Origin of the sequence: Gulosibacter sp., from assembly GCF_052090685.1 — a bacterium.
Classification (GTDB): domain Bacteria; phylum Actinomycetota; class Actinomycetes; order Actinomycetales; family Microbacteriaceae; genus Gulosibacter.
In genome coordinates, this window is record NZ_JBQDBE010000013.1 from 39,698 (window position 1) to 51,567 (window position 11,870).

The window sequence follows — 11,870 nt, forward strand, 5'->3', positions numbered from 1 at the left end:
TTTTCACGCTGTAGCCGCAACGACTCAGCTGGAAACCGGGGTTTATTCGCCCCTTTCGCCCGGAGAAGAAACGAGCAGATGAAACTCGAGCTGCGCGGCATCACGAAGCGCTTCGGTAACTTCACCGCCAACGACCAAATCAACCTCACTGTCGAAGAAGGCGAGATCCACAGCCTGCTCGGCGAAAACGGTGCTGGAAAATCCACACTGATGAATGTGCTCTATGGGCTCTATGAGCCAGAAGAGGGCCAGATTCTGCTGGATGGTGTGGCACGCAAGTTCTCCGGTCCGGGCGACGCGATCGACGCGGGAATTGGGATGGTGCACCAGCACTTCATGCTGATCCCGGTGTTCACGGTCGCCGAAAACCTGATGCTGGGCCGCGAACCGACGAAGTGGCCCGGCCGACTCGATCTTAATGAGGCGCGCAATCGGGTCCGGGATATCTCGGCCCGATTCGGGTTCCACATCGACCCGGACGCCAAGATCGAGGACCTCTCGGTTGGCCAGCAACAGCGCGTGGAAATCATCAAAGCGCTCTCGCAGGAGGCCAGCATCCTCGTGCTCGACGAGCCGACCGCGGTACTCACGCCACAGGAGACTGACGAGCTTATGACGATCATGGATGAGCTCCGCAAAGAGGGCACCTCGATCGTGTTCATTTCGCACAAACTCCGCGAGGTGCGACAGGTGAGCGACAAGATCAGCGTGATCCGCCGCGGCAAGGTGGTCGGCGAGGCGGAACCCACAGCATCCAATGAAGAACTCGCCTCCCTGATGGTGGGCCGCTCGGTTGGCCTCACGGTGGACAAGGCCCCCGCGACTCCCGGCGAGCCCGTGTTTCAGGTGCAGAACCTCACGGTCTTCGGGAAGGACGGTACCGCCCAGATCGACAATCTCTCCTTCGAAATTCGCGCGGGCGAAATTCTCGTGGTCGCGGGTGTGCAGGGTAACGGGCAGACCCAGCTCGCCGAAGCGATCCTCGGCCTGAGCGAAAACACCACCGGCTCGATCCTGCTCGACGGCAAAGACCTCCTCACCGAATCGGTAAGAAAGACCCTGGATGCGGGGCTCGGCTTCGTGCCCGAGGACCGCAATGCCGATGGTCTGGTAGGGGAGTTCACGATCGCCGAGAACGTGATCCTTGACCGTCTGCACCACGAACCGTTCTCGAAGAATATGGCGCTCAACCTCAAAGCGATTCGTGAGTTCGCAGACAAAGCGGTGTCGGATTTCGATATCCGCACACCTTCAATTGATACACCCGCGGGCAGGCTTTCCGGAGGTAACCAGCAAAAGGTCGTGCTCGCACGCGAACTGGGCCGAGAGCTCAAAATGCTCGTTGCATCCCAGCCCACCCGCGGTCTCGACGTCGGCTCGATTGAGTTTGTGCACAAGCAGATTGTGGCTGCGCGCGACTCGGGCATCCCGGTACTGATCGTGTCAACCGAGCTCGATGAGGTCTCGCAGCTCGGCGACCGGATCATGGTCATGTACGGCGGTCGCAGCATGGGCATCGTGCCACCGACAGCCACCCGCGAAGAGCTCGGCAAGATGATGGCAGGAGTCCCGCATGTCCAGTAGTAACTCCGCGCTCACTCCGCCGGACCCGCAGGGTCCCGTCGACAAAATGCCAAATGGCGGTAAGCCCGGCGGCTCAAGGAATGCGCTTGCTGATCAACCCTGGCGCGGAATCTGGCGTGACATTCTTGGCGGCGGAGTGGTCCGCTCCATTGTCGCGATTCTGCTGGCGCTTATGGTCGGGATGCTCATCGCGGTATTCACCAATGAAGAGGTGCAGGAGACTCTCGGCTACTTCTTCAGCCGCCCGCAAGACTTCTTCAACGTTGCCGGGGAACTCGTCGGCGATGCGGTGCGCGCGATGATCCAGGGTGCAATCTACAGCCCCTCGCGCGGCTTCCAACCGCTTCTGGCCACGCTGCAGTGGGCGACACCGCTCGTTGCCGCGGGTCTCGGTCTCGGTGTGGCCTTCCGCGCAGGCCTGTTCAACATTGGTGGTCAGGGGCAGATGCTGGTCGGCGCGCTCTTCGCGAGCTTCGTCGGGGCATCCTGGAGCCTGCCCATTGGTCTGCACCTCATCGTCGCGATCATCGCGGCAGTGCTTGGCGGCGCGATGTGGGCGGCGATCGTCGGTTTCCTCAAGGCACAAACCGGCGCACACGAGGTGATCCTCACCATCATGTTCAACTGGATCGCGCACTGGGGGATCACCTACCTGCTCAAGCAGCCCCTGTTCCAGTCCCCAAATGCCCCCGGATTCGCGAAGTCCAAAGCGGTGGAATCCACCGCGGTGATGCCGCAACTCTTCGGCAGCTTTGGGCTCGGGTTTCTGATCGTCCTACTCGCCGCGGTGATCTACTGGTGGCTCATGGACCGCTCAACGATCGGCTTCCAAATTCGCGCGGTGGGGATCAACCCGAACGCCGCACGGACCGCGGGCATCAACGTCAAGGGCATCACGGTCATCACAATGGCGATCTCCGGCGCATTCGTCGGTCTCGCTGCCGCGACCCAAACTCTCGAAGTCCACCCCTCCGGAATCGAACCGACCATCCACGCGGGCGTCGGCTTCGACGCCATCACCGTGGCACTGCTCGGTGGCAATAACCCCGTCGGCATCGTGCTTGCGGCGCTGCTGTTCGGATTGCTCAAGGCGGGATCGGTGTCGATGGAAATTCAAGCGGGAATCCCGCGAGACATTATCCCGGTGATTCAGGGACTCATCGTGCTCTTCGTGGCGGCGCCGAGATTCCTCGGCTTCCTCCCGCGGCCGACGGGCACCAAACTCGCTGACCGCGTTGCTGCTCGAAAGGCGAAGGCCTCATCATGACAACCACCATTTCGCCCAAGCCCGCCGCCGCTGCCGGCTCCGGGGACTCGGCCATCGCCCCACGCAAGTGGAAGACTCCGATCCTGCTGGGCGTCTTCGGACTCCTCGCACTCCTGGTATTCGCGTTGCAGCCGGATGCGTCGGTCACCACGAGGATCGACCTCAACAGCCGTGCGGTCGCCCTCGAGCTGCCACCGCTCATCGTCCCCACGATGGTGACCAACCTCATCCTCGCGATTCTGATGCTCGCGTTTGCCGCCTACGCCGCGAAGCTCGCCTACGACCGCAAGCCGGTGCCGATGTGGGGCATTGGCGTATTCGCCGGACTCTGGGTGATTTCGCTCATTATCTGGGTCGGTGCCGGCGCGAACGTCCCGTTCGTGTGGCTCCTGACCGGAACCCTCGCGATATCGACTCCACTCGTCTTCGGTTCAATGGCGGGCCTCGTGTCGGAGCGCGCCGGTGTGGTCAATATCGCGATCGAAGGTCAGCTACTTGCCGGTGCGTTCGCGGGCGCGCTTGTCGCATCCATGACCGGTAGCTGGATTGCGGGAATTCTCGCGGCACTGATCGCCGGGGTGATCGTATCGCTCGTGCTGGCACTGTTTTCGATTACCTATTGGGTCGAGCAGGTCGTGGTCGGTGTGGTCATCAACATGATCGTGATCGGCTTGACGAACTACCTCTATTCGGGGCTCATGTACGGGAACCCCGACCTCTATAACAGCCCCGCAACCTACCCAACCTGGCGCATCCCGGTGCTCTCGGAGATTCCGGTAATCGGACCGGTGCTCTTCTCGCACTCGATCATCACCTACCTGATGTTCATCCTCGTGCCGCTCATGACCTGGGCGCTGTTTAACTCCAAATGGGGGCTGCGGATGCGGTCGGTCGGCGAGCACCCCAAGGCTGCCGACACCCTGGGCATCAATGTCACCGGCACCCGCTGGTTCAATGTGCTGCTCTCGGGCGCGATTGCCGGTGTCGGCGGATCCTTCTACACGCTCGGTTCGGTGGGCGCCTTCAACCAGGAAGTCACGAGTGGCCAGGGGTATATTGCGCTCGCGGCCTTGATCTTCGGCCGCTGGCACCCCGTCTACGCGACCGCCGCCGCACTGCTGTTCGGCTTCGCATCCAACTTCCGAACCCTCGCCACCCAGGTCGGCGCGAACGTGCCTTCCGAACTGCTCTCAATGGTTCCCTATATCGTGACGGTATTCGCCGTGATCGGGTTCGTTGGACAGTCCAAGGCTCCCGCAGCCAGCGGTACGCCGTACGTGAAGTAGTGGGATGCGTGGGCCGTCATCGGCCGAAAGGGAATAGCTGATGGATGAGAACGAGTGGGATGCGCTGCGCGGCGCCGCGCGTGCGGTGATGCAGCAGGCCTATGTGCCGTATTCGAACTATCCGGTCGGTGCCGCCGCGCTCGTGGATGACGGCCGAATCGTAACCGGATGCAATGTCGAAAACGCTTCCTACGGCGTGGGCCTGTGTGCCGAGTGCGGTCTCGTCTCGGAACTCGCGCGCGGCGGCGGGGGACGCATTGTGGCGTTCACCTGCTGCGACGGACTCGGCGAGGTGCTCATGCCCTGTGGGCGCTGCCGACAACTGCTCAACGAGTTCCGTACCGAAGACATGCTGATCGACACCCCGGAGGGCATCTTGCCCTTCGAAGCGATCCTCCCGCAGTCCTTCGGCCCGGCGCACCTTGGCAGATAGCCGCAGCGTCGCGAGCCATCCCAACATCCACTGCCAGACATCCAGGAGTGAGCATTGATCGAACCCTATGCCGCAGTTGACCTCATCCGACAGAAACGAGACGGTGGCAGCCTCGCCACCGAAGCCATTGACTGGCTCATTTCGCGCTACACGAGTGGTTATGTCGGTGATGAGCAGATGGCGGCCATGGCGATGGCGATCTTCCTCAATGGCATGGATCGGCGCGAAATCCTCGACCTCACCACCGCAATGATCAACTCTGGTGAGCGCCTCGACTACTCGCAGCTCGGTCGTCCCACCGCCGACAAGCACTCCACCGGTGGTGTCGGCGACAAGATCACGTTGCCGCTCATGCCGCTGGTCGCCTCCTTCGGGGTCGCGGTGCCGCAGCTCTCCGGCCGCGGGCTCGGGCACACCGGTGGCACCCTCGACAAACTCGAATCCATCCCGGGCTGGCGCGCGGACCTCGGCAACGAGGAAATGTACCGTCAGCTCCAAGAGCTCGGCGGCGTCATTTGTGCGGCGGGCGCCGAACTCGCGCCAGCCGATAAGAAGCTCTATGCCCTGCGTGATATTACCGGGACGGTCGAGGCGATCCCGCTCATCGCATCCTCGATCATGTCGAAAAAGATCGCCGAGGGCACCGGGGCGCTCGTGCTGGATGTGAAATACGGCTCGGGTGCGTTCATGCGCGATCTCGAGAAGGCTCGTGAGCTGGCCAATACGATGGTCGCGCTCGGGAGCGACGCCGGACTCAATATTTCGGCGCTGCTCACGAATATGAATGTGCCGCTGGGCCTGACGATCGGCAACGCGAACGAGGTGCGTGAGTCCGTCGAGGTGCTCGCGGGCGGCGGACCGGCCGACGTGGTCGAACTCACCTGCGAGCTGGCGCGGGAGATGCTCGCGCTCGCGGGCCAGCCCGACGTCGATGTCGAGGCACACCTCAAAGGCGGCCAGGCGATGGATGTGTGGCGCGCGACTGTCGTGGCCCAGGGCGGCGACCCGGATGCGAAACTACCAGTCGCCCCCGAATCGCACGAGGTGCGGGCGGATCGTGACGGCGTGCTCGTCTCGCAGGATGCGTACCAGTTCGGCGTGGCAGCGTGGCGGCTCGGCGCGGGTCGTGCGCGAAAGCAGGACCCGGTTGTTCACTCGGCGGGAATTGATCTCGCGGTGAAGCCGGGCGCCACAATCAAGGCGGGTGACCTACTGTGGACACTGCACGCGGAGGATGCTTCGAGATTTGCGGGGGCGCTCGAGTCGCTATCCGGCGCATGGGAGATCGCGGATCCGGGTACTGTGTTCGAGGGAGCACCCTTGATCGCAGAACGGATCACCGCAAAGTAGCGGGAAATTCATCTGCGCACCCCAATAGCAGGTGAGCGTTCAACCCGGCACAGCGCTCGGTGGGTAGATTCCGGGTACGCTGATCAGCGGAAACATCGTCAACTTGGTTCAACGGAGAGAGTGAAAGTTCGCAATGAGTGAGGAAGACTTCATCCTGCCCAATGGCGCGGATGCGCGTACCCTCCCCAAGATCCTGCTCCACGACCACCTGGACGGTGGACTGCGGCCGAGCACGATCGTGGAACTCGCGGCAGAGATTGAGTTCGAACTTCCCGAAAGCGATCCCGAACTCCTCGCGAACTGGTTTCACGAGGCCGCCGATTCCGGTTCACTGACCTCCTATTTGTCCACGTTTGCCATCACCGTTGGCGTGATGCAGACCGCCCAGGCGCTGCGTCGCGTCGCTCGTGAAGCGGTGGTGGACCTTGCCGCAGACGGTGTGATTTACGCAGAACTTCGCTGGGCCCCCGAGCAGCACCTGGGCCGCGGCCTCAGCATCGCCGAGGCGGTCAGCGCGGTGGAAGACGGCATCGCACAGGGGATTGCGGACGTGGAGGCCCGCGGCGGTTGGATTCGCGTGCAGCAACTGCTGTGCGCGATGCGGCAGGGGAACCGCTCGGAAGAGATCGCCAACGCCGTCGCCGAACACCACGAGTCGCACGCCCGCCCCGGAGGCGTGTGTGGCTTTGACCTCGCCGGCCCCGAGGAAGGATTTCCCGCATCCGACCACCAGGATGCCTTCGACCTGTTGGCGGAGGAATTCATCCCTGTCACGGTGCACGCTGGTGAAGCGGACGGCCTCGATTCGATCGAGTCGGCAGTCCTCGACGCCCGTGCGCTGCGAATCGGTCACGGGGCACGCATCGCCGACGATATCGACCTGCACGATGAGGATGCGGAGGGTACCTTCGCGCACATAGGGAGCCTTGCCGAGTGGGTCAAGAACCGCCGCATTGCGCTCGAGCTGGCTCCCACATCCAATCTGCAGACCGGCCTCGCGCCCTCTCTCGCGGCACATCCCTTTAATTTGCTGTACGAACTCGGCTTTACTGTCACCGTCAACACCGATAATCGTCTTATGAGCGCAACCACGGCATCCCTCGAATTGGCACGACTCGCGAACGAATTCAACTACGAACTCGACGACCTCGAGCAATTTCAGTATGCCGCGGCTGAGGCGGCGTTCTTGCCTTCGGATGACCGAGACCGACTCAGCGACATGATCGCTGCGGGATTTGACGAGGGACGATAGTGAACGGAACACAAATCGAACTGCGATTCGACACCTCGATGGTGCAGCGTGGCGCGGTCGTGAGTGACTGGCGGGAAGCGGTCAAGCTCGCTGGCGGACTGCTGGCGGATGCGGGCTGCGTGCGCCCCGGATACACGAAGAAACTCGTGGACATCATTGAGAAATTTGGTCCGTATACGGTGATCGCCCCGGGGCTCGCGCTCGTGCACGCGCAGCCGAGCGCCGATTCGCTGCATCGGGGACTCGCGGCCGTGACCATCCCCGACGGCGTCAATTTCGGGCACGCCCACTACGACCCGGTGGGGCTCGTGGTGGCGATCAGCACGACGAATCACGCGCAGCACCTCGATGTGGTTGCGGGCATCGCAAACGGCCTCGACGGAGACAACAGCCTCGTGACGAAGGCGGTGCGGGCGGCATCGGATGAGGAACTCTTCGACCTGATTCGCACACACTTGCCCGCGCTGCGGTTTGGGCATTAGCGGCCGGGCATGAGCCGCCGTCGAGGACCTCGCTGACGGTCGCATCGCTCGTGCACGCGGCCGCGGGCATTACTCCAGCGGCGTGAGCATAGAGCGCATCGCGGTGGCCGCGGCATCCGCCCGGCTCGAGGCTGAAGCCTTGCGTTCGGCGACGCTGCCATCGCTACTATTCGCATCCACATAGACCTTGATCTTGGGCTCGGTACCCGAAGGGCGAATCATGATGCGAGTTTCGTCCGCGAGCTCGAGCTCGATGATATTGGCCGGTTCCGGATCCGTTTCGAGGTCGTGTACGCGGGCGACCTTGACCTCGCCCACCTTCGTGGGGAACTTATTGCGCAGGCTCGCCATCACCTCGGGGAGCGCTTGCGGCGACTCGTAGCGAAGCGCCACCTGACGCGATTCGAAGGCCCCGAACTCGGTCGTGAACTCATCGTCGAGGTCGGCCAGTGTGCGGCCGGCCGCCGCTTCTGCCATGGCGAGTTCGAGAATCGCGAGGGCTGCGGAAATGCCGTCTTTATCGCGCACCGTTTCCGGGTTCACGAGGTAACCGAGCGCCTCCTCGTAGCCGTAAATAATGCCGGGGGCGCGGGAAATCCACTTGAAGCCGGTTTGGGTTTGCGCGTAGTCGAGGCCGAACCGGGCCGCGATCTTGGAGAGCGCGGGCGAGGAGACGAGAGAAGTGGCGAGCGTGCCGCGGGTGCGGTCCGGATCGCTGAGCCCGGTGCCATCCTGAGATGCGGACGCCGCGGCCTTTGCTGCGCGCCAGCCGAGCATCCTGCCAATCTCATTGCCACCGAAGAGCCGCCAACCCTCGGCCGTGCGCACCGCGACCGCGAGCCGGTCGGCGTCGGGGTCGTGCGCGAGGATCAGCTCGGTCTTTGCGGCATCCCCGGTCGCATAGGCGCGATCGAGTGCGCCGGGCTCCTCGGGATTCGGGAAGGACACCGTCGGGAAATCACCGTCCGGATCGGCCTGCTCAGCCACGATCTCGGGACGCGGAATTCCGGCGGCATCGAGCACCGCCCAAAACGTATCGCGGCCCACCCCGTGCAGCGGCGTATATGCGACGTTGAGCGGCACCACGGATGCGTTGAACACCTTCGCGGTCTCGCGCACGTAAGTGTCCACAAGCGATTCGGGCGCGATCGCGTAGTCCTGCGCGCGCGGGAGATCGGGTATCTGCATGCGTGTCGCGACGTGTTCAATCGCCGCGGCAATCTCCTTGTCGGCCGGTGGCACGATCTGCGAGCCCTGATCCTCGCCGCCGAGATACACCTTGTAGCCGTTATCCCACTTCGGGTTGTGCGAAGCAGTCACCATCACGCCCGCTGAAGCCTCGAGGTGTCGCACCGCGAATGCGAGTACCGGGGTTGGCAGCGCTCGCGGTAAGAGCGTCGCTTGCACTCCGGCCGCGGTCATCAGCTCGGCGGTATCGCGAGCGTACACATCCGAATTGTGGCGCGCGTCATAGCCGATCACGACCGTGGGCGATTCGCCGTGGGCGAGCAGGTAGTCCGCGAGACCGCGAGCCGCCTGCGCGACCGTGACCCGATTCATCCGATTCGGGCCCGCCGCTTGCCGACCGCGTAGGCCAGCGGTGCCGAAGGAAAGCCGGGAAGAAAACCGGTCATTCAATTCCCGCCAGGCTTCGGCGCGAGGCGACTCATCGGCATCCTTAAGCTGCTGGCCGGGCTGGTTCACCTCGCCTGCCGTCGCGAGCAGCGACTCGAGTTCGGCGCGGGTTGCCGGGTCTGGGTCCTGTGCGAGCCATCGCTGGGCTGCCGAGCGGATAGCGACCTGCGATTCGCGGATGAGCGGTAGCGGGGTCATGCAATCTCCTTGACGATGCGGGCAAGGAGGTCGGCGAGACGCGTCTGTGCGTCACGGCCAGCGGCAATGACTTCCTCATGGTTCAGGGGTGTGGGCGAGATGCCCGCGGCGGGGTTCGTGATGAGTGAGAGCCCGAGGATTTCCATGCCCGCTTCGCGCGCGGCGATTGCCTCAAGCGCGGTGGACATCCCGACGATGTCGCCACCAATGATTCCGGCCATCTTCACTTCGGCGGGCGTCTCGTAGTGGGGGCCGCGGAACTGCACGTATACGCCCTCGTCGAGCGATTCGAGGCCTTTCACCGCGTCGCGAAGCCGGGGGGAGTAGAGGTCGGTGAGGTCCACGAAGGTGGCGCCCTCGAGTGGGGATGCGGCGGTGAGATTGATGTGGTCGCGAATCAGCACCGGGGTGCCGGGCGCCCAGTCGGGGTTGAGCCCGCCCGCGCCGTTGGTGAGGATCATGATTTTCGCGCCCGCTGCGGCAGCTGTGCGAACCGAATGCACCACCCGGCGAACGCCGTGGCCCTCGTAGAAGTGTGTCCGCGAGCCGATAATGAGGGCGTGCGCTCCGGACTCGAGGCGAATCGATCGAATCATTCCGGTGTGTCCCGCCAACGCGGGCTTTGAGAACCCCGGAACCACCGAAGCTGGGAACTCCGAAACGAGCTCGCCGATCGACTCGGCTGCCTGACCCCATCCTGAGCCAAGCGTGAGCGCAATATCGTGACTCGAGACGCCAGTGCGCTCCGCAATGACGCTCGCCGCCTCCTCGGCAATGACCCGCGGATCTGAACCAGGGACGTCGAGTGGGTGCACGGAATCTGTCGGGTGCGTAAGAGACATATGGACAGAGTAGGGGAGTGTCCCTTATAGGTGGCAAGATTGAGGGCATGGCTGCACAAATCACGGACAAACATCGCATCGTCGTCATCGGCGGCGGACCCGGCGGATATGAGTCCGCAATCGCAGGCGCCCAGCTCGGCGCCGACGTGACCCTTATCGAACGCACGGGAGTCGGCGGTTCCGCGGTGCTCACGGACGTGGTGCCCTCGAAGGCACTGATCGCCTCGGCTGAGGCCGCTGTGTCCATTCAAGACGCGGATGAGCTCGGCATCCAGTTCTTCGTGCGCGATGACAAAGAAAACGCCCGCCGTCCCGAGGTCGCCGTGAACCTCGGCAAGCTCAACCAGCGGCTGCTGCGGATGGCGCAGAACCAGTCGGACGACATTCGTCGCCAGTTGAAGGATGCCGGTGTGCGGATCATCGAGGGGCACGGTCGCATCGTGGCCGATGGGGAAGTTTCGGTTACCGCGGGCACGGCCGGCGAAGAGTTTGATCACGTGGAATACGACACGCTCGTGGTTTCGGTGGGTGCGAGCCCCCGCGAACTTGACAGTGCAAAGCCGGATGGGGAGCGCATCCTCACCTGGAAGCAGCTCTATGACCTCGAGACGCTGCCCGAGCACCTGATCGTGGTCGGTTCCGGTGTGACCGGTGCGGAGTTCGCATCGGCATATAAGTCACTCGGCGCCGAGGTGTCGCTAGTCTCTTCGCGTGACCGCGTGCTGCCGGGCGAAGACACCGACGCCGCCGACGTGATCGAAGAGGTGTTTACCCGCAACGGCATGAATGTGCTTTCGAAGACTCGCGCCGAGTCCGTCGTGCGCGACGGGGATGAAGTGGTCGCGACGCTCTCCGACGGCACCGAAGTGCGTGGCTCGCACTGCCTGATGGCCGTCGGTTCGATCCCGAACACTGCCGATCTCGGGCTCGAGACCATCGGGGTCAAGACCACCGATTCGGGGCACATCGTGGTCAACCGAGTTGCTCGAACCTCGATTCCGAACGTCTATGCCGCGGGTGACTGCAGCGACTTCTTCCCGCTTGCCTCCGTCGCGTCCACGCAGGGACGCACCGCCGTATTCCACGCGCTTGGCGACCAGGTGCATCCGATCAGCCGCCGCAACGTGGCCTCGAATGTCTTCACCTACCCGGAAATCGCGACCGTGGGTTGGCAAGAAAAGGACGTGAAGGAACAGCTTCGCAGCGGCCGCGTGTACAAGCTCGACCTCGCCGGCAACCCTCGCGCGAAAATGCAGGGCTTCCGTGATGGATTCGTGAAGCTCATTGCGGGCAATAACCTCGGCACCATCATCGGCGGCGTGATCGTGGCGCCGCGTGCGTCGGAGTTGCTGCTCGCGCTGTCCATTGCGATCGAGCAGCGGCTGACCGTCGACGAGGTTGCCGAATCCTGGGCAGTGTACCCGTCTTTGTCGGGCTCGATCGTGGATGCGGCCCGCGCGATGCACCGGCCGACGGATTAGTTGCCGCGTCGGTGCGGTGCGTCGCGGCGTCACTTTGCGCTTGCGTGCGTTGCGTGCGTC

At 63.5% G+C, this 11,870-nt stretch carries 10 protein-coding genes; 8 read left to right on the forward strand and 2 right to left on the reverse strand.

Features of this window, described 5'->3' with window-relative positions; all coding sequences use genetic code 11:
* Positions 1–78: 78 nt before the first annotated feature.
* From ACTHXA_RS09915 to ACTHXA_RS09945, 7 genes are all read left to right on the forward strand, one after another.
* Positions 79–1,584, forward strand: a complete 1,506-nt coding sequence (locus tag ACTHXA_RS09915; protein ID WP_441671880.1) for an ABC transporter ATP-binding protein — start codon at positions 79–81, stop codon at positions 1,582–1,584.
* Positions 1,574–2,851: an ABC transporter permease gene (locus ACTHXA_RS09920; protein WP_441671882.1), complete on the forward strand. Its 1,278-nt coding sequence runs from the start codon at positions 1,574–1,576 to the stop codon at positions 2,849–2,851. Before ACTHXA_RS09915 ends, ACTHXA_RS09920 begins: the two co-directional genes overlap by 11 nt.
* Positions 2,848–4,137 carry an ABC transporter permease gene (locus tag ACTHXA_RS09925; RefSeq protein WP_441671884.1) on the forward strand — a complete coding sequence of 430 codons (1,290 nt, stop codon included), beginning with the start codon at positions 2,848–2,850 and terminating at the stop codon, positions 4,135–4,137. The genes ACTHXA_RS09920 and ACTHXA_RS09925 overlap by 4 nt, the downstream gene beginning before the upstream one ends.
* Positions 4,138–4,177: 40 nt before the next feature.
* Entirely contained in the window at positions 4,178–4,570 is a 393-nt protein-coding gene (locus tag ACTHXA_RS09930) for a cytidine deaminase (RefSeq protein WP_441671886.1), read from the forward strand.
* Positions 4,571–4,624: 54 nt separating this feature from the next.
* Positions 4,625–5,920 carry a thymidine phosphorylase gene (locus ACTHXA_RS09935; RefSeq protein ID WP_441671888.1) on the forward strand — a complete coding sequence of 432 codons (1,296 nt, stop codon included), beginning with the start codon at positions 4,625–4,627 and terminating at the stop codon, positions 5,918–5,920.
* 133 nt (positions 5,921–6,053) lie between these two features.
* Positions 6,054–7,172, forward strand: coding sequence for an adenosine deaminase (locus tag ACTHXA_RS09940; protein ID WP_441671890.1), 1,119 nt, complete (start codon positions 6,054–6,056; stop codon positions 7,170–7,172).
* Entirely contained in the window at positions 7,172–7,654 is a 483-nt protein-coding gene (locus ACTHXA_RS09945; protein ID WP_441671892.1) for a PTS sugar transporter subunit IIA, read from the forward strand. Before ACTHXA_RS09940 ends, ACTHXA_RS09945 begins: the two co-directional genes overlap by 1 nt.
* Positions 7,655–7,723: 69 nt before the next feature.
* On the opposite strand, the gene ACTHXA_RS09950 is transcribed toward ACTHXA_RS09945, so the two are convergent.
* Together ACTHXA_RS09950 and ACTHXA_RS09955 are read right to left on the reverse strand one after the other, a co-directional pair.
* Positions 7,724–9,487 (reverse strand): phospho-sugar mutase, encoded by a 1,764-nt coding sequence (locus tag ACTHXA_RS09950; protein WP_441671894.1) that lies wholly within the window; start codon positions 9,485–9,487, stop codon positions 7,724–7,726.
* Positions 9,484–10,329, reverse strand: a complete 846-nt coding sequence (locus ACTHXA_RS09955) for a purine-nucleoside phosphorylase (protein WP_441671896.1) — start codon at positions 10,327–10,329, stop codon at positions 9,484–9,486. Before ACTHXA_RS09955 ends, ACTHXA_RS09950 begins: the two co-directional genes overlap by 4 nt.
* Positions 10,330–10,376: 47 nt before the next feature.
* Between ACTHXA_RS09955 and ACTHXA_RS09960 the strand changes: the two genes are divergently transcribed.
* The gene (locus ACTHXA_RS09960; protein ID WP_441671898.1) at positions 10,377–11,810 is read left to right on the forward strand and encodes an NAD(P)H-quinone dehydrogenase; all 1,434 of its coding nucleotides are present in this window, start codon (positions 10,377–10,379) and stop codon (positions 11,808–11,810) included.
* Positions 11,811–11,870: the final 60 nt, after the last annotated feature.

Bases quoted from the DNA above. Each gene is read 5' to 3' on its own strand.
- ACTHXA_RS09915 (WP_441671880.1), top strand. From the start codon at position 79: ATGAAACTCGAGCTGCGCGGCATCACGAAGCGCTTCGGTAACTTCACC.
- ACTHXA_RS09920 (WP_441671882.1), top strand. From the start codon at position 1,574: ATGTCCAGTAGTAACTCCGCGCTCACTCCGCCGGACCCGCAGGGTCCC.
- ACTHXA_RS09925 (WP_441671884.1), top strand. From the start codon at position 2,848: ATGACAACCACCATTTCGCCCAAGCCCGCCGCCGCTGCCGGCTCCGGG.
- ACTHXA_RS09930 (WP_441671886.1), top strand. From the start codon at position 4,178: ATGGATGAGAACGAGTGGGATGCGCTGCGCGGCGCCGCGCGTGCGGTG.
- ACTHXA_RS09940 (WP_441671890.1), top strand. From the start codon at position 6,054: ATGAGTGAGGAAGACTTCATCCTGCCCAATGGCGCGGATGCGCGTACC.
- ACTHXA_RS09950 (WP_441671894.1), bottom strand. From the start codon at position 9,487: ATGACCCCGCTACCGCTCATCCGCGAATCGCAGGTCGCTATCCGCTCG.
- ACTHXA_RS09955 (WP_441671896.1), bottom strand. From the start codon at position 10,329: ATGTCTCTTACGCACCCGACAGATTCCGTGCACCCACTCGACGTCCCT.
- ACTHXA_RS09960 (WP_441671898.1), top strand. From the start codon at position 10,377: ATGGCTGCACAAATCACGGACAAACATCGCATCGTCGTCATCGGCGGC.